This is a genomic window from Legionella stuttgartensis (genome assembly GCF_977063405.2).
On sequence record NZ_CDRUHA020000011.1, the window covers coordinates 150,025 to 167,684 of the forward strand.

The following is a 17,660-nucleotide window of genomic DNA, read 5'->3' on the forward strand; positions in this document are numbered from 1 at the left end:
AGTCTTATTTGATAATGTGGGTCACAATTTACCTAATAGAAGGGATTATACAAAAAAAACATTAAGTGACTATTAAGTGATTCCATTGAAAATAAATTGTTCATTTGGGGGTATAATTAATAATACAATGACAGTGAAGAAAAGATGGATTTGTATTTTTATTATTTATTGTATTTTAAATTTCTTTTCTTTGTTAATATTTGTGGCTAGATGACTCTTTTTTTGGTCACAATAAATTTTATTGGTCTTTTGTTTGAGAAAAAAAGATAAGATGAACACAGGATAGTAAGAGCGAGGGCGGCAAATGGCATATCTTAAATTCAATGGTGGAACACAAAATAAAATTAATAATCGTCTATTTAATTTAGGTCTAGAACCTGAAGCTCGAATGATGAAAACTCTTGAAGAGAACCCCCAATACCTCAATCGTCTCACTTCCTTATTCAGTATATTAAAGAAATATAAGATTGAATTGAATGATACGCTTCATAATGCCATTGCAAGTAATGTGGCTTATGCTGGAGCCGTGGTTGACTTGTTAGAATTTATGCACGAAGAAGGGGTCGATCCTGCATTTATTTCTCTAGAACGTTTATTGGCGAGTGCAAAATCTGAAACAACTCTAAAACAAGGGATGCAAATTCTGAAAACTCATGATTCACTTGATTTAGCAAGTTTGAATCTTATGTTCGCCTATCCTCAGGACTCTTTATTAATTGCTGATTTAATCGTTAATTTTCAAAAACACGCTTATCCAACGGCGGAGATCATTAAAAAGCTCCATCAATTTTCCGTCAAAAATATGAGTACAGTAATCGAGCTCTTTACGATGCTTTTAAGTAAAAACCTCTATTATTTTGAATGTTTCGATATTTTTTTAAGGCAACAAGAATATATACATAAAATTTATGAGGGCGCTAAAAAGCTTGTTGCGCAAGAGAAACTTGCACCAAGTTATTTCGAGGTTATTGAGAAGAATCCAAAAAATGCCAATATTCTTGCCAATATTATTTTGTTATTAAATCACGCATCATTAATTGATTATCAAAAAACAGAAGATGTATTAATAGCAAGCAAATTAGGAATAGGGGAGTTTCATTTTTTGACCCATTTGCAGCAAGCAGATATGTTAGATGCTGAAAATTATAAAAAGGTTTGTCGATATAGCAATCCTATTCTTACCCATCCTGAAGTTATTGAATTGTTTACCAGTCTTCCTTTATTTGAGGAATTCCATAGAGAAGAATTAGAAAAAATGTTGTCTTTAATTACTAAAGAAACAAGTGCAGATATTTATTTAGATGAATTCATTGATATGATCCAAAAACATCAATTCAGCAGTAAACCAAATCTCTAAATAATGAAATTTTTTGCTTAGTGCTGTCATTTTGTGTTATATTTTGGCCTTAGAGAACAATTTAAGGACAGTTATGGCTGACACTACTAATTGCCAAGATTCTGGGCCAGTGGAAAATAACAGCACTCAATCGATGATGCAAGCTTTATCCAACGATTCAAAAGCATCAGCGTCAACCACTGAATTTGTTAACCGTTTAAAAAGGTTAAATTTGGGAGTGGATGAGCGCATGATAAGACTTCTTTCAGACCACCCTGATTATGGTAACCGTCTAATTTCATTATTCAAGATGCTGAAAGCAGTCAAAATTCCAATGACTAGTGAGCTTGAGTTAATTATTTCCAACAATATTAGCTGTGTCGGTGGGGCCGTCAATTTGTTAGGATTGATAAAAGAATTAGATATTGATTCCCAAGCAATTTCATTAGACCGTTTATTTGAAGCTTCGCGATTTGATGCAAACGTAGCCCAAAGTGCGCGCGAATTACATCAACAACGTGTACTTGATTTAGCTACTTTTGAATTGCTGCTTGATTATCCAGAACAATCTCTTGAAATTTCCCGATTGCTTATTAATCTTCAAGAACATGCCTACAATGTTGAAAGTCTTGTCGAGAGACTTTGGGCTAGTTCAATTTCTAAAAAGCATATGGGTGCTACGCTCGATTTGCTAAATTTAATGCTGGAAAATGATAGCTACTATACTAATGCAATTGACATTTTTTTAAGACAAGAAAAATATATCAGCAAAATTTATGAAGGGGCTAAAAAGCTTGTAGCAGAACATTACCCTTTGTGTAGCTATTTTGAGCTGGTTGAGAACAACCCTCAAAATGCTAATGTTTTTGCGAAAAATATTTTATTATTACACCAGGCATCACTCGTCGATCTTGATAGTGCTGATGATTTATCCATGGTAAGCAAGTTAGGTGTTGGGGCATTTCATTTCATGAAACATTTACAACTAGCAGGTATGTTAAATGTTAAGAATATTGAAAAAATCTGTCAGCCCAATAATATATTAGAGCAAGATGCAGTTGTCCAAAGATTGATCAGTCTTCCTTTGATTACGAAATTCGAAAACGAAGAACTGGAACGAATGTTAGAGTTATTGGATAACGATACAGTTTCCAAGGAAGATATTGAGCTCTTCAATGAAATTTTGGAGGAACATTTTATTGCTAATATTTGCGCGCCTTCTGCAAGTTATAAATGAGCAAACAGATTCGCTGTTTGCTTTCCTTTCCAAATCTAATTTTTAAAAAAATACAACGTACTTCTTCTTGATTGAAGTACGTTTAAAAAGTTGGACTAATTCTTCAAGTTATTTAAACAAATTATTAACCACATGAGAAATCATTTAATTTCTCTGGTACTGAAGTGTTGGCAAAGCATTCAGTTGCAACTGAATTGCTTGTTGTCGTGCAGCTTCATCTTGTTTTTCTTTTATAGCAAGAGCATCATTGATAGCATTGATTTCTTGTTCTTGCTGGATAACTTCAGGGCTGTCTATAGATGTATCAGCATCTACGGGCACGTCTGGATAAGCAACTTGTGGCGGATTATACCCAGGGGCATAAGTATATTGGATGGGTTGATTTGTTGTTCCAACCACATAAGCTGTCGGAGCACAGCCAATGAGAATAAACGTCATTCCCAAGAGACAAACAGCGCGGGTTTCCTTGATCATAAGACATCGCCCTTAAAGCATAAGTTGAATTAGCTTTTTGCTTGAACTTGTATAATTATAGATCAATTAGTCTAGAATTTGTGCGATTAGCTTTATACGTGGATGGGCTGAGGTTTGGCTTTTTCTGATAATTTGAATAACCTAAGTTCTATTTGTGTGTACCCAGACTATGAATTTATTATTCGTTTAGTTATTTAGCATTGTAGCCGTGAAAGTGCATTTGAGCACATCATTCCGAGAGTAACGAGGGAGCTCCTATCATAAGATAGAGTCCCAGTGGGAGAGCCCTCATTACACCTTACAATTCACCTTAAGTTTTTTTTGGCTTATAACCAATACCCACGTCCCGCGGCTTTTCCGCGGGATCCAAGGATTTGAGGCGCTAAGCTCCTTTTTCCTGGATGCTGCGATCGAGTAGCAGCACGGAGGCTCAATGGCTGCCAAGAAAACTTAAGGTAAATTGGAAGCGTTACAGTCGGAATTACTGCAAAAGGATCTAGATTCCGCTGCATTGTGCCAGGCTCAGTTATAATGGTTCTAAAAAATTCCCCAGATTAGGTTTTTGCCCTAAGCGATATTGATATACGATATAAAACGCCATAATATTTTTTAAATAATTACGGGTTTCTTGCCAGGGCAAGGTCTCTATCCACACATCAATTTCTTTAGGTGGGTGGGTTTTTAACCAATAAACAACTTGTTTTGGCCCAGCATTATAGGCTGCAGCAATGAGTATAGGGTGATTGCCGAATCGCTTTGCAAGCTGTTTTAAATAAGCCACTCCAATATTGATGTTCTTTTGAGATAGAAACAACTGCTTTTGATCATTATAGGGAATCTTGTCTGCTTTTGAGACCACTCTCGCGGTATAAGGCATGACTTGCATTAGACCTCGAGCTCCTACCGAAGAAGTAGCATCATCTCTAAAGCCACTTTCCTGACGAATAATGGCGTATATAAATTCTGGCGCAACAGCATATTTTTTAGAGTACAGTGAAATACTGTCTTTATAAGCTAACGGAAACCTTAATGAAAGTTGATTATTTAAGGTTTCATTATTACTTAAATAGACCGATTTACCATGCCATTGCAATTTTTGATCGATCCAGTAGACTAATGCGCTTGCCTCATCTTTAGGTAATTCACTAATGAAATCATTGAGCAAGCGTGATGCTTGAAGCGTTTGTTTGCTCATGTAGAGGGCTTGGATTTGATCAATAAATGTTTGATAGGGGTTCAATACATCCAAGTTTGTTGTGGGTATTTCATTGCTAAAACTGGGCTTTTTATTAAGGTGAAGGCTGGCCAGAAATCCATAATACTGTCTATTTTTTGCTAAAGGCTCATAGATTGCTCGCGCTTCTGCTGTTTTTCCTTGCTCCTCTAAGGAACGTGCAAGCCAGTATTGCCAACAGGGCTCATCTTTACGTTTCGAATCATTAATTAATTCAGTGACTTGTGTCCAGTTTTTTCTTTTTAAAGCAAAGCGGATTTGCCAATCCAATAATACATCATTGTAGTACTGTGGTTTCACTTTATTGAACCATTGTAAGGCATCCTCATGATTGCGCATGGCTTTATAAAGGGCAATATGAGCTAAAAATGCTTGTTGCTGAGCTGGATTCAGCATTTTTTGCGTTTTGCTTTGTTGCCATAACTTAAGCGCTTTAATCATATTAATCGAAACCATACGCTTGAGACCATAAAGGTAGATGCTGCTATTTAATCCACCCGGAGATAACTTAATGATGTTCTCTGGATTTTGATGAACGGCATTTAAATTATTTAACTCAGCTGTATGAGGTGTTTTATATTGTTTTAATAAATAACGCGCTAATTGGATATTGCGTTGCTCCAAAGCTAAGTCAATTCGTTGAGTAATTAAATTTTGATCAAAGTTATTATCTTTAAGAAGCAAATCAAACAAACTGTTGCAAGAAGGAGGTCTTGAATCACCGCTTAGCCATAATGGAATAGATGCTTTTAATGCCTCTTGTTCTTTGCCTGTATTGTAGTTTGCAATTTGTTCATAGCAAACGAGGTTCAAATCATTAGAGGGCTGATAATATTGACTGAAGTGAGTCCAATCTCTATTTTTAGCCAATTCATACAGCCACTTTTCACGCAATTTTGTAGATAAAGGAGTTGTACCATTAATAAAATCCAAAAAAGTTGCGCTGGGTGTTGCAGCTGATGGAAGATTTTGGGTAAAGGATAGATAGGTATTAAAACGTTCCATGTAGGCTTCCCCCGAGAGGGCAAGGCAAACCTGGGAACTAATAAGTCCACATATGAGTAAAATAACTTTTTTCATAACTATTCTTATTTAATTTTCTTGAATATTTGCTAATTCTTTTCGCATGGCATCAATTGTTTCTTTATAATTTTTGCTCTTGAAAACCGCCGCACCGGCTACAAATTGGTTTGCACCCGCGCGCGCCAACGTAGCAATATTATCTATGGTTACTCCTCCATCGACACACAGATCAAGTTTAGGATAGAGTTTGCGAATTTGTGGGATTTTATCAATAATTTCAGTAATCATCTTTTGTCCCCCAAAGCCGGGATTTACGGTCATGATCAGGACAAAGTCGAGTTTATAAGCGCACCAGCTCAAAACCTCAATGGGTGTTGATGGATTTAATACAAGACCTGCTTCACATCCTAAATCTTTAATAAGATTTAAACTGCGATCTAGGTGTATGGTGGCATCTGGATGAATACTAATTCGCTTTGCTCCTGCTTTTGCGAATGATTCAATGAGTGCATCAACAGGTTCAACCATTAGATGGACATCGATGGGGAGTTTCGGAAAACGTTTGAGAAAAGCCTCACAGAATGCCGGTCCAAATGTTAAATTGGGTACATAATGATTATCCATGACATCGAAATGAATAAAATCTGCTCCCGCATTCATTACGGATTCTACTTCATTGCCCAGACACGTGAGATCCGCAGATAAAATCGAAGGTAAAATATGATAAGCCATAGGAGTAGTTTTTTTAATTTGGATAAGTACTATATCATATGCTGTCTTGAGAAAACATTCTACGATGTTGTATCAATAGTGTTGTATTTTATTGTGCTCACCGAACCCAACAAGCCCATTATAAGCCTCCTTGCATCTTGAAAATTTGGTCAAAATATGAGACAATATGACTCTATTTCTGCTCTTGTAATTTTTGAAAATTATCTCAAGATAATGCAAGATTACAGAGACCTAATCATGCTTTTTAGGGAGAATAATATGAGTCAAAACTGGCCTACCAGAGACAGAGATTTGCAAGCTGCCCGTGTGATTATGGAAGAATATGCGAGTGAACGTGAAAGTGACTCATTAGGTCTTTTTGAAATTGTTGTGGACCAAACAGAAAAAAAAATGAGTTTCCGTTTATCCGAATGGGTTGTCACTTTAGCAAAACATTTTAATTCAATGTATGGGGTAAGTCAGGGCGATTTTGTAACGCGACAAGTCATTACACGTTGCCTTACTCAAGGACAAACATTACATTAATATGATTTTCTCAAGAAGCCTGAGAACAGGCTTTCTACATTAAGAAAATAAACTTCTCAAGTTGTACTTATTCACCGGTACGCTTAGAATTCAAACAGATATTTATTATAATTTACTTTAAAATCCTCTGAATTTTGGAATTGGACGAGGGCTTGGTTTAGTTTTGTTAATAAGTCTTGATCCGCTGGATTAATGGCTATACCATAGCCATTACCGTACATGTATGGTGGACCTATTAATTTAAATGTGTCTCCAGAATTAGATGCCCAATAAACAGCAGTTGCATTATCCAGCAGAATAATATCTACATCGCCTCTACCTAATGCCGAGAGTTGGTCTTCAATGCCAGGATATTCCTTAATATTGGGATTTTTTACTCCCATCTGTGAAAGTTGGTCTAAAAATACGGTCCCCGATTCCAGTCCTATTGTTTTAGTATTTAACAAATCCAGGTTAAAAGGTTCTTTGGAAAGGGTTTTTCTCTCTAAAAACCGTGAATAACTGAGTAGATAAGGTAAACTGAAATTGACTTGTTTAGCGCGATCGCTCGTAATCGTTATCGAACTGACCGCCGCATCTAGTTTTTTGTTCGCAACGGCATCAATTAATTGAGCAAAACGCATCACATGAAAGGCACATTTTCTATTCATGATTTTGCATAGACTGTTCATCATATCAACATCGAAACCATAGGCTTCATTATGACTTCCTTGCATGACGAATGGGGGATCAAAACTTTCAATCCCTACATTTAAAGGTTCACCCTCAGCAAAGAGCGAAGAAGAGAAACAAATAAATGTAATCAGAATTAATCGAATCATTTTGAATCTATAGAATTGTTATTGACTTTTATAGATTATAATATAACGAGAGTATTAATTTTGGGAATGAAAAATAAGAAATTTATGCAAATAGAAATTCCTGAGTTATTACAAGCAAAAACATGGTTCATTGAAAAACATCTATCCGATTTGCACCACCCTTTGCGTGAAAGTGCCATCAAGTTACTTCTTATTAGTGATTATGCATCGCGACAGATTCAATTATTAAAAACATTACTTATGGAAGATGAGTGCTGTTCCTTGCTGTCACGTGAAGAGTACTTTCATACTTTGAAGAGTGTGTCCTTCCATCTGCCTCAAGCCACTTATTTGCGAGCCTTGCGTCAATTTCGTAATACTCAATTTTTACGCTTACTTCTTCTTGAGCTATCCGGTATTGCCAATACAGAACAGATTATGCGTTCATGGTCTGATTGCGCTGATGCGCTGATTTTGCATTCAATTGATTACTGCAAACAAGAATTGTCAGTACGTTATGGCATTCCGCGTGATGACGCTGGCAATGAAGTTGAGTTATATACGTTGGCAATGGGGAAGTTAGGGGGGAGGGAACTAAATTACTCTTCTGATGTGGATCTTATTTTTGCTTATACGGTTGTAGGAGAAACGGACGGCGAGGAGTGCATTGATAATCAGCATTATTTTAGTCGCTTGGTTCAACAACTTGTGCAGACATTACAAAATGTAACTGCGGATGGATTCGTATTTCGAGTCGATTTAAGATTACGACCAAATGGAGATAGCGGTCCACTGGTTTCCAGCTTGGCTGCAATGGAAACTTATTACCAAGAGCAAGGTCGTGATTGGGAACGTTATGCCATGGTTAAGACGCGGGTAATTACTGAGAAGGTGGATGAAGTCCAACCCTGGTTTGAGCGTTTAATCGTTCCTTTTGTATATCGCCGCTACGTAGATTTTAGTGTCATTGAATCATTGCGTAGTATGAAGGCCATGATTGAGCGAGAAGTCCAATTAAATCCACGATTGGATGATATAAAACGGGGCCGAGGTGGGATTAGGGAAGTAGAGTTTGTTATTCAGAATTTTCAGTTAATACGTGGCGGTCGCTTGCCGCAATTACAAGAGCAAAATGCTTTGACGGCACTTGCTGTGTTAAAACAGGAGAAATTATTACCTCATACCGATGCTTTAAAACAAGCTTATCTTTTTTTACGTAAACTCGAAAACATCCTCCAGAGTTTAAATGATCAACAGACGCACTCATTGCCTGAAGATTTGGTGAAACAAACACAAATTACTCTCGCTATGGGATATCTTTCTTGGGAGGATTTAATTAATAAATTACATCAATATCAACGGATTATCAGTTATGCGTTCCATTCAGTACTTGGTACAGTGAAAGATTATGAAGATGAGAAAAGATTATTAGCGAATCAATTAGCCAGTCTTTGGCAAGGACATGTTGAAACAAGTATGGCAATTAATTTGTTAACGAGTTTAGGTTTTGTAGATGCAACCCATTGCTATCAAATGATTCATTCCTTCCGTCATAGCCCTCGTTGTCGTCGGTTAACACAAGGGGCACGCATGCGTCTGGACCGATTTATGGTTATGTTGCTTGCTGAACTGACTCATGTTGAAAAAACGGATGAAGTTTTATTACAAGTAATGCACTTGCTGGAAAATATTGTGGGGCGTAGCGCATATCTTGCTTTATTAACCGAGAATCCGCAGGTTTTAACCGAGTTGTTGTTTTGGTTTGCCCAAAGTCCATTTATTACTTCCTTATTAGTGAACCAACCTTTCTTGTTGGAAGTATTGTTGGATCAAGGAGAAGAATGGCGACCTCAATCCTTGCATCAATTACAAAGACAATTAGTAGAAAAACTGGCTCATCATCCTGATGTTGAAGTGCAAGAAGAACTATTGCGTCAATTTAAACTGACCAACTGGTTAATGGCTGCCCGTGCCGAACTTTATGGTTTCTGTAATGCGGTGCGTATTGGGCAATTTTTGTCTGATGTGGCGCAAGTGATTGTAAATCAGGTTTTAGTAATCGCAAGCGAGCAATTGTATTTACGACATCCGGAAATGGAACAAGCAAAATCACATTTTGTAATTATTGCCTACGGGAAGTTAGGAAGTCGCGAAATGAATTATGCCTCGGATTTGGATTTGGTATTTTTACATTCGGCAAAACACTCTGAAGAGGCATTGATTACTCGTTTAACGCAAAAAATTTTGCACATGTTGACTACTCGTTCCCAGTCAGGAGTGCTTTATACAGTAGATACACGTCTTAGGCCTTCTGGTGCCGCGGGGTTGTTGGTGAGTCATGTAGATGCTTTTGTGGCGTATCAAAAAAATCAGGCATGGACTTGGGAACATCAAGCATTATTAAAAGCACGTGTTTTGACAGGGAATGCAAGGATCCGACACACCTTTTTACAATTGAAAAAATCGGTATTGTTATTGACCCGAGATAAACCTACTTTGCTGCAAGATGTATTGGCGATGAGATCCAAAATGGAACAGTATCAAGATCGAAATTCTATATCTGGTGGTTTGTTGGATTTGGAGTTTTTAGTCCAGTTTTTAATGCTTCATCTAGGGGAGTCTTCTTCTGCTCGGTACACCAATACCTTGAGCCAATTAGATCATTTGTTTTTAGTGGGTGCTTTAAGTAAAGAGCAGTATACTTTTTTTAAAAAAGCATATAAGAAACACCATCAGTTGTTGCATCAAAATTTACTGCGTCCAGGCGCTGTAAAGAATAAAAGCATGCAGGATGAGATATTGGCAATGTGCAAAGAAATTTATAATCGCTCCCTGTAACCTGGGTGGAGCATAGCGGTAGGATATGTCATACCGAACCACTATTTGTCATCCCGAATGTAGTGAGGGATCTCCAGAAGAAGGGGAGAGTAAAATCAGGAGATCCTTCGTTGTAAACTCCTCAGGATAACGAATCGTGATGCTTCACCGCAAGCTATTTGTTGAATTCGGCATAAAGGTCGTAATCATCACTATCTGTAATCATAACCTCCGCAAAAGATCCCACTTTAATACCAGGAGTTGGTGGTAGGATAACAAGACCATCAATTTCCGGGGCATCACTTTGGCTGCGTGCGATAATCTGCTCTTCATTTACTTCATCAATTAATACAGTTTGGACGCTACCTATCTTATTTTCCAGCTTATTGCGGCTAATTTCTGCTTGTAATTGCATGAAGCGATGATAGCGTTCTTCTTTTATTTCTTCTGGAACGGGGTCACTTAATTCATTCGCTTTGGCCCCTTCAACCGGAGAGTATTTGAAACAACCCACTCTATCCAACTGTGCTTCTTCGAGAAAGTCGAGCAGTTCTTCAAATTCTTCTTCTGTTTCCCCAGGAAAACCAACAATAAAGGTCGAACGCAGTGTAATATCAGGGCAAATTTCTCGCCAAGAAGCAATGCGTAATAAGGTATTTTCACTACTAGCTGGGCGTTTCATCGCTTTAAGTATTCGCGAATTAGCATGTTGTAATGGAATATCTAAATAGGGAAGAATCAATCCATCGCGCATCAAAGGAATAATCTCATCCACATGCGGATAAGGATAAACATAATGCAGGCGAATCCAAATGCCTAACTCACCTAATTGTTCGCACAAATCATAAAAGCGCGTGTTAATTGTTTTGTCTTTCCAGGTGATTGGTTGATAGCGTGTATCTACCCCATATGCACTTGTATCTTGAGAAATCACCAAGATTTCGTTAACACCAGCGTCTTTTAATTTTTGGGCTTCAGTTAAAACCTGGGTCATTGGGTAACTTTGTAATTTTCCACGCATGGTAGGAATAATGCAAAAAGTACATTTTTGATTGCATCCCTCAGATATTTTCAAGTAGGCATAATGGCGAGGAGTTAATTTAATTCCTTGAGGAGGAATAAGTTGTGTGAATGGATCTGCAGGCGGAGGCAAGTGCTGGTGAACTGCATTAATTACCTCTTCATAGGCATGTGCGCCGCTAATATGCAGGACATCGGGACATGCTTCTTTAATGATCTCTGCTTTAGCACCTAAGCAACCAGTGACAATAACTCGTCCATTTTCTGCCATTGCTTCTTTTATAGTATCCAATGATTCTTTGACCGCGCTATCAATAAACCCACAGGTATTAATGACTACCACACCTGCATCTTGATAACTGGATACCAATTCATATCCTTGAGCACGCAGCTGGGTAATGATGCGTTCTGAATCGACCAATGCTTTGGGACAACCCAGGCTAACAAAACCTACTTTATGATTCATAAAACTCTAACTGTAAAAAAAGTGAACGAATTATACCTCTTAATGCGTCTTATTGTCGACAAGATTCTTTGATTTAAATGATTTTTTGATTGTGGTACTTAGCTGGTTATTTTGGTTTAAAAATGCATATACATTGGCCATGGTTTCATTCCATGATGGGAAGTTCTGATAAGTAGAAAGAGAAGAAAAACTCATGTTGATTAGCAGGTCTCGATTTTTAATTAATTTGAGAATGTAATTTCGAAGCATGGTGCTATCCCCTGGCTCGATTAGGAACCCATTAATCGTATCATTGACAATTTCTGGTACTCCTCCAATGTTGCTTGCAATAACGGGAATACCAGCTCCCATTGCTTCGGTATAAACAATTCCATAACTTTCAAAATATGAAGGAACAATCAATACATGCTTTGAGAGCAGTTCTTTTTTTAATTGTTCAATATCCAGTAAGCCATGTATTTTGATATTTGCCTCCAATTTTAAAGTGCGAATCATCGTGAATATTTTTTGGGTGTATTTTAAATCAAAATAGAAATTACCGACGATGGATAATTGCCAAGAGTTATAATCTATTTCTGATAAAGCCTGCAGTAATAGATGCAACCCTTTGTTATATAATAAATTACCAACAAAAATAATCATGAATTTATTGTTTTGGCATTTAAACCTAATATTATTTTTTTTAGGATCCAATCGCAGCCGATCTTTCCCAGGATAAGCAATCAATGAATTTTTGTGTGTTCCAATAATTTTGAAAATGGAGCGTTCTGTAGAAATGCTATTGAAGATAAAACCATCGACTGATTTAAGGTATAGGCCTTCGATTTTTTTAGTTATCCATTTATTCCAAAAATGGTGTAAGACGTTTGCCTGTAACAAATGCACAATACTTATAATGGGGAAACTCCCCATTTTTTTTAGTTTTTTATTCAGAATAAATAACGAACTGAAATTCATCTCATCTTCTAAAAGAACATCAGGAGAAAACTCAATTACTTCATTTAGAAGTGTTTTCGAAAAGTTATCCCTTATTAATCGCAAAAAACCTTTTTTTTGCTGTGAAAAAATCTTAACGATTACTCCTTGAGCACGTAAATATTCGATTAACTTGAAATCATAAATATAGCCACCTGTAGTGGTACTTAAGGGGCCATATACGATTAATCCTACGCGCATTTTGCTTCTCGATAGCTGGCTTGAGCAATCTCATCTTCCCATAATCGCACTGTAATTTGGCTGCTGGGAGGGAGGTCAAAATAAGTATTAAATTTTTGCCAGAGGATTTTAGAAAAAAGTTCAAGACTTGGATTTTGCTCTTTGAACTCTGGAAGCTCATTTAATGTTTTATCCTGGAAATAGGATATTAATTGTTCAATACGTGCTTTGACTTCAACAATATCAATAAGAAAATTGTATGAATCCAGTTTTGTATCTTCAATTTCCAGCTCAAAACTATAGTGGTGAGAGTGACATTTATTTTCTGCCCCAAAGTCTTTTCCAATTAAGAAGTGTTGGGCAATGAAATTCTTTCTTAACATTAGACAATGCATTATTACACCTCATAAGTTAAAGTGATAAATAGAGTATCATTAGGATTAGAAGCTAATAATTGATACGCTGCATCCGCCTCCGTAATATGAATGTTATGCGAAATAAAACGAGAGGGTTTTATTTTTTCCAACATTTTAAATGCAACGTCAAAGCGTCGCGCTTTAGTCCATCTGCCTTGAAGTTCAGAAGCAATAGTACTGACCTGACTGGCAATGACTTTAATTCGATTTCGATGAAATCTACCCCCTAAATCGATAGAGCACGATTTTCTGCCATACCACGACCCTAGAACGATGCGTCCTTCATAAGCTGCAAACTCAATTGCCGTGTTGAGTGCATCAGGATTACCGGTTAATTCATAAATAAGATCAATCGTGCTCTGTTGTGCCTGTTCCAGGTATTGGTTTAATTGCATATGAAGATCGGATTGGGATGCATCAAAGACATGTTCTGCTCCTAACTCCCTGCATAAGTTTCTTCTTTTTTCATATAAATCGATTCCTAGAAGAGTAGTTAACGGGAATTGTTGCAGTAAGGCAGTGGTAAGAATGCCTACAACACCTAGTCCTAAAATAAGCACATTTTCTCCAATTAGAGGAGCCCCATCTAATGTTAAGTTAATTGCTGTTTCCATATTGGGTAAGAACAAAGCATCATAAGGCGATATATGCTCGGGTAACAGGATTAGGTGGTGTTCCTTTGCACAAAAATAACTTTCATGCGGATTGAATACGAAAACCCATTGGTTTAATAAATGGTTTAATTTTTTATTGCCTGTTTCAATGACTTTACCCACAGAACAATAACCATATTTGAATGGATAATTCAGTTTGTGCCTTAATGAAGGAATGCTTGCATCCATGCAGAGAGCCGTGGGCATTAAACCCCGATAAAAAAGCATTTCCGTCCCTGCACTGATTCCCGAAATGACATTTTGCACTAATACTTCATCTGTTTTTGGTCTGGGAACCAATTCTTCCAAGACAGAAACTTGGTTGGGTTTATTAAAATACAGTACATGATTTTTCAAGGTAGATTCCTTTCAATGTCAGCCATGATAATAATATCCTTCCCGAGCTTATACTGAAGTACATTTTTTAATTGAGGAAAACCTAAGCTTTCCTTTATTTCCCTCGATAGTACAGAGACTCCGCCCACAAAAATTGGAGCTACTGTGATGATTACTTTATCGACATGATCTTCATTAATAAAATTGGTGATAATGCCTCTTCCACCCTCAACCATTACTGTTTTAATGCCCAAAATAAATAATTTCTCTAAAGTTTTGCTTAAATCAGTCCGGCCTTCATCTGTTGCGTCAACTCGGACGATCGTGGCATTCATTTCAGTAAGTAATTTTTGTTTTTCAGGATCAGCTTGATCGGTAGTGAAAATTATAGGCGGCTTAGCGTTTTTCAAAACTCGTGCGGTTAAAGGAATGCGCAGTTTGCTGTCTAAAATAACAACTTGTGGATTGTTTCCTTTATAATGTCGCACTGTTAGAAGAGGGTCATCTGCAATAATAGTACCGACTCCAACCAATATGGCATCATTTTCAGAGCGTAATTTGTGCGTCATTACCAGCGATTCTTGAGAACTTAACATAAGTCTTTTTTTGCGGTGAAATGAAATGGATCCATCTAAGCTTTGAGCATAAGCCAGGGTCACCACCGGTTTCTTCTTTTTTAAGAAAGAAGAGCATTTTTCATATAACTCTTTAAGATCTTCTTCTTCAAATACATGATCCATTTTTTGGTTTTTAGTCAACAAATAAAATGCATTATGAGGATGAATAGAGCCTTTTATAGGGACTCTGGAGGTAACATTTAATTGGTACTGATTGAGCGCTTCTATCTTTTTAGGATTGTTGGTAAGTAAACGAAGCGATTTAATTTGTAATTCTTTTAAGATATGGGCCGCTACTTCATAAGTACGCTCATCGCCGCCATGACCTAATGCTAAATTCGCATCGACTGTATCTTTCCCTTGATCTTGCAAATTATAAGTGCGTAATTTATCAATTAATCCAATTCCTCGTCCTTCTTGACGAAGATAAATAATAATCCCGCGACCCTCAATAGCAATTTGACTCATGCTTATTTGTAATTGCTCGCCACAATCACAGCGTAAAGAGCCTAAAATATCGCCGGTCATACATTCCGAATGAATTCGAACTAAAATATCATCTCCATTATGTACCGCACCATAGGTGAGTAAAAGGTGCTCTTTATCATCTTGATTTGTCGTAAATAATGAAAGCTCAAAAGCCCCATATTTTGAAGGAATTGCTGCAGAAACTTCTTTTTTTACAACCAGTTGATTATCCATAATCTATTCCTTAGACGGAGTTTTCGCCCTTCAGGTTTCTTATTGCCTATTTAACTATAGTTCATAAAAAAAGACGGTCAAATAATAATCACAAAATCAAGCAATAACCATAATGACCAATGTTTTCCATTATATTGGGGGCAGTTGAATAAAAAATAATTTTAATTAGGGGTTCAAAAAACTTGATAAAGATCCGTTTAGGATAGCGGGAAAGAAGGACCCAATTTGAGGCAAAATAACTTTGAGATAATGCATTTTTATTTGTTGAAATTAAGGTAGGTCCTTAAGGTTATTCTATTTGATTTAAGGTTTTTAAAAATTTATTTGCGGAAATTTCCCCAACCAGTTTGAGATGATTGAGCTCTTTTCCTTGGGCATCTAGAAAGATAAAAGTTGGTGGCGCCACCACATGAAAGTAACTAAGCAGAGCTTTATTTTCTGCATTATTTTCTGTGACATCTATTTTAATTACAACAAATCGCGCTAAGGCCTCTTGTACCTGAGGGTCTTTAAATGTAGTCGCTTCCATTACTTTACAGGAGGTGCACCAATCAGCATAAAAATCAAGCATCACCGGTTTACCATGAGCATCCGCTATCGCTTGTTTTATTGTACTCAAGCTCTGTTGCTGTTGTATTTTAATTGGTGCAGCGCTTGCTGATTGTATGGTTAAGGGTTGCAAGGGATTGGTTGCTCCCATACTGGCGCCAACCAAAATCAAAAACCCATAGCCGAGAAGAATGAGTCCTATTCCTTGATTGAATTTTTCACGATGAGTTACAGAGTAGGTCAGGGCACCACTATAAATCCCTGAAAAAATAAGTAAACTTGCCCATAAGAGCATGCTGACCAATGGGGGAGCTATTCGAGCGATAAGGGTAATTGCAACGGCAATAAAAATAATGCCAAACAGGGACTTGATGGTATTCATCCAGTTGCCTGTTTCAGGTAACCATTTACCAGCAGAAGTACCGATGAGTAAAAGAGGTGTACCCATCCCCAAACTTAAGACAAATAAAGTCAGACAGCCTAGAAGAACATTCCCAGATTGGGCAATATAAGTTAATACTCCAATGAGTGGCGCAGTAACACAAGGTGAGAGAATTAGAGTGGATAAACACCCCATAATTGCGGCCCCAAGATAGTGTCCGCCTCTTTGATTACTGGAACCGTGTATTTTCGCTTGCCAAGAATGAGGTAGTTTAAATTCATAAAATCCAAACATGGAGATAGCTAACAGAATAAAAATCAGGCTAAATACTCCCACAGCCCAAGGTGATTGCATGCTAATTTGTAGATTGGCTCCAAGCAAAGCTACTACAGCCCCAATGATTGAATAGGTAATCGACATACTAAGCACGTAGCTTAACGAGAGGAAAAATGCTTTCCTGGTCGTAATTTCTTTCCCATGCCCCACGATAATTCCTGATAAAACGGGAACCATTGGTAGAATGCATGGAGTGAACGATAAAAGTAAGCCAAAGCCATAAAATGAGAAGAGAATTAATAACCAATCGTTGCTCAAAAAGATTTTAGTCACCCCATCATTTTGTGATTCTTCAATAACTGCGGACTGGGTATTTGGGGATTGCTCCAGATTCGCCTGTGTTAAAGCCAAATCGTTGTCTATGGACAATTGAATTGTCTTAGTCTCAGGAGCATAGCAAAAGCCATCATCAGAACAGCCCTGATAATGTAAATCAATTAAAGCATCCCCCGGGTTATTCCCTAAAATTCCAACGGGAATAGAGACTTGATTACGGTAGACAGAAAACTCATGTCCTAATTTATCTACTTTTTTCTCTGAGGGAGGGAACCGCAGAGTTCCTAAATGAAATGTGCCATTCTTTTTCGTGGTTAATTTAATACGGTCGCTATAAAGAAAATAATGGGGTTTTATCTGGAAATTAATCGCAAATGTATTAGGATCAACCTTGTTTACATTCACATGAAATACTTGAGCAGCCGGAAGTGGGTTTGCATGTAGAGCAAATGTAGTTATGCAGCTAAATAACAATAAAAACCATTTTCTCATTCTGAAAACCTTTATTATGCGGAGCTTAAAATACATATATGTAACTATATCAGAACATCATGGAGTGTGAATAAAATTAAAC

General features: G+C 37.2%; 14 protein-coding genes. 4 read left to right on the plus strand and 10 right to left on the minus strand.

Annotated features, from left to right (window positions below; translation table 11 throughout):
• Positions 1-304 precede the first annotated feature (304 nt).
• Complete coding sequence (locus ACWTEW_RS02950; protein WP_454780269.1) at positions 305-1,357, plus strand: hypothetical protein; 1,053 nt, start codon at positions 305-307, stop codon at positions 1,355-1,357.
• Between the two features lie 73 nt (positions 1,358-1,430).
• Complete coding sequence (locus ACWTEW_RS02955; protein WP_454780270.1) at positions 1,431-2,573, plus strand: hypothetical protein; 1,143 nt, start codon at positions 1,431-1,433, stop codon at positions 2,571-2,573.
• Positions 2,574-2,717: 144 nt separating this feature from the next.
• On the opposite strand, the gene ACWTEW_RS02960 is transcribed toward ACWTEW_RS02955, so the two are convergent.
• The 3 genes from ACWTEW_RS02960 to rpe all read right to left on the minus strand — a co-directional run bounded on the left by ACWTEW_RS02960 (position 2,718) and on the right by rpe (position 6,036).
• A complete protein-coding gene (locus ACWTEW_RS02960; RefSeq protein WP_454780271.1) occupies positions 2,718-3,047 on the minus strand; it encodes a hypothetical protein in 330 nt (109 codons plus the stop codon).
• A 526-nt stretch (positions 3,048-3,573) separates the two neighbouring features.
• Positions 3,574-5,361: a transglycosylase SLT domain-containing protein gene (locus tag ACWTEW_RS02965; protein ID WP_454780272.1), complete on the minus strand. Its 1,788-nt coding sequence runs from the start codon at positions 5,359-5,361 to the stop codon at positions 3,574-3,576.
• Positions 5,362-5,373: 12 nt separating this feature from the next.
• Positions 5,374-6,036 carry a ribulose-phosphate 3-epimerase gene (rpe, locus tag ACWTEW_RS02970; protein ID WP_454780273.1) on the minus strand — a complete coding sequence of 221 codons (663 nt, stop codon included), beginning with the start codon at positions 6,034-6,036 and terminating at the stop codon, positions 5,374-5,376.
• A 258-nt stretch (positions 6,037-6,294) separates the two neighbouring features.
• On the opposite strand from rpe, the gene ACWTEW_RS02975 reads away from it, so the two are divergent.
• Positions 6,295-6,561, plus strand: coding sequence for a hypothetical protein (locus tag ACWTEW_RS02975; protein ID WP_454780274.1), 267 nt, complete (start codon positions 6,295-6,297; stop codon positions 6,559-6,561).
• An 83-nt stretch (positions 6,562-6,644) separates the two neighbouring features.
• Here ACWTEW_RS02975 and ACWTEW_RS02980 read toward each other — a convergent pair whose 3' ends face one another.
• Entirely contained in the window at positions 6,645-7,382 is a 738-nt protein-coding gene (locus ACWTEW_RS02980; RefSeq protein ID WP_454780275.1) for a transporter substrate-binding domain-containing protein, read from the minus strand.
• Positions 7,383-7,466: 84 nt separating this feature from the next.
• Here ACWTEW_RS02980 and glnE point away from each other — a divergent pair, with 84 nt between their 5' ends.
• Positions 7,467-10,199 (plus strand): bifunctional [glutamate--ammonia ligase]-adenylyl-L-tyrosine phosphorylase/[glutamate--ammonia-ligase] adenylyltransferase, encoded by a 2,733-nt coding sequence (gene glnE / locus ACWTEW_RS02985; RefSeq protein WP_454780276.1) that lies wholly within the window; start codon positions 7,467-7,469, stop codon positions 10,197-10,199.
• Positions 10,200-10,353: 154 nt separating this feature from the next.
• On the opposite strand, the gene rimO is transcribed toward glnE, so the two are convergent.
• The 6 genes from rimO to dsbD form a co-directional block, all read right to left on the minus strand.
• Positions 10,354-11,664, minus strand: coding sequence for a 30S ribosomal protein S12 methylthiotransferase RimO (gene rimO / locus ACWTEW_RS02990; protein WP_454780277.1), 1,311 nt, complete (start codon positions 11,662-11,664; stop codon positions 10,354-10,356).
• A gap of 39 nt (positions 11,665-11,703) precedes the next feature.
• Positions 11,704-12,840: a glycosyltransferase family 4 protein gene (locus tag ACWTEW_RS02995; protein ID WP_454780278.1), complete on the minus strand. Its 1,137-nt coding sequence runs from the start codon at positions 12,838-12,840 to the stop codon at positions 11,704-11,706.
• On the minus strand, positions 12,831-13,202 hold the full coding sequence (locus tag ACWTEW_RS03000) for a 6-pyruvoyl trahydropterin synthase family protein (protein WP_483099556.1): 372 nt from the start codon (positions 13,200-13,202) through the stop codon (positions 12,831-12,833). Before ACWTEW_RS03000 ends, ACWTEW_RS02995 begins: the two co-directional genes overlap by 10 nt.
• Positions 13,203-13,216: 14 nt before the next feature.
• Positions 13,217-14,245, minus strand: coding sequence for a zinc-dependent alcohol dehydrogenase (locus ACWTEW_RS03005; RefSeq protein ID WP_454780280.1), 1,029 nt, complete (start codon positions 14,243-14,245; stop codon positions 13,217-13,219).
• Positions 14,242-15,543: a GTP cyclohydrolase II gene (gene ribA, locus ACWTEW_RS03010; RefSeq protein WP_454780281.1), complete on the minus strand. Its 1,302-nt coding sequence runs from the start codon at positions 15,541-15,543 to the stop codon at positions 14,242-14,244. Before ribA ends, ACWTEW_RS03005 begins: the two co-directional genes overlap by 4 nt.
• Before the next feature lie 289 nt (positions 15,544-15,832).
• Positions 15,833-17,578, minus strand: a complete 1,746-nt coding sequence (gene dsbD / locus ACWTEW_RS03015; protein WP_454780282.1) for a protein-disulfide reductase DsbD — start codon at positions 17,576-17,578, stop codon at positions 15,833-15,835.
• Positions 17,579-17,660: the final 82 nt, after the last annotated feature.

Bases quoted from the DNA above. Each gene is read 5' to 3' on its own strand.
- ACWTEW_RS02950 (WP_454780269.1), top strand. From the start codon at position 305: ATGGCATATCTTAAATTCAATGGTGGAACACAAAATAAAATTAATAAT.
- rimO (WP_454780277.1), bottom strand. From the start codon at position 11,664: ATGAATCATAAAGTAGGTTTTGTTAGCCTGGGTTGTCCCAAAGCATTG.
- ACWTEW_RS03000 (WP_483099556.1), bottom strand. From the start codon at position 13,202: ATGTTAAGAAAGAATTTCATTGCCCAACACTTCTTAATTGGAAAAGAC.
- ACWTEW_RS02980 (WP_454780275.1), bottom strand. From the start codon at position 7,382: ATGATTCGATTAATTCTGATTACATTTATTTGTTTCTCTTCTTCGCTC.
- ACWTEW_RS02995 (WP_454780278.1), bottom strand. From the start codon at position 12,840: ATGCGCGTAGGATTAATCGTATATGGCCCCTTAAGTACCACTACAGGT.
- ACWTEW_RS02955 (WP_454780270.1), top strand. From the start codon at position 1,431: ATGGCTGACACTACTAATTGCCAAGATTCTGGGCCAGTGGAAAATAAC.
- ACWTEW_RS02975 (WP_454780274.1), top strand. From the start codon at position 6,295: ATGAGTCAAAACTGGCCTACCAGAGACAGAGATTTGCAAGCTGCCCGT.
- ribA (WP_454780281.1), bottom strand. From the start codon at position 15,543: ATGGATAATCAACTGGTTGTAAAAAAAGAAGTTTCTGCAGCAATTCCT.
- ACWTEW_RS02965 (WP_454780272.1), bottom strand. From the start codon at position 5,361: ATGAAAAAAGTTATTTTACTCATATGTGGACTTATTAGTTCCCAGGTT.
- dsbD (WP_454780282.1), bottom strand. From the start codon at position 17,578: ATGAGAAAATGGTTTTTATTGTTATTTAGCTGCATAACTACATTTGCT.
- glnE (WP_454780276.1), top strand. From the start codon at position 7,467: ATGCAAATAGAAATTCCTGAGTTATTACAAGCAAAAACATGGTTCATT.
- ACWTEW_RS02960 (WP_454780271.1), bottom strand. From the start codon at position 3,047: ATGATCAAGGAAACCCGCGCTGTTTGTCTCTTGGGAATGACGTTTATT.
- rpe (WP_454780273.1), bottom strand. From the start codon at position 6,036: ATGGCTTATCATATTTTACCTTCGATTTTATCTGCGGATCTCACGTGT.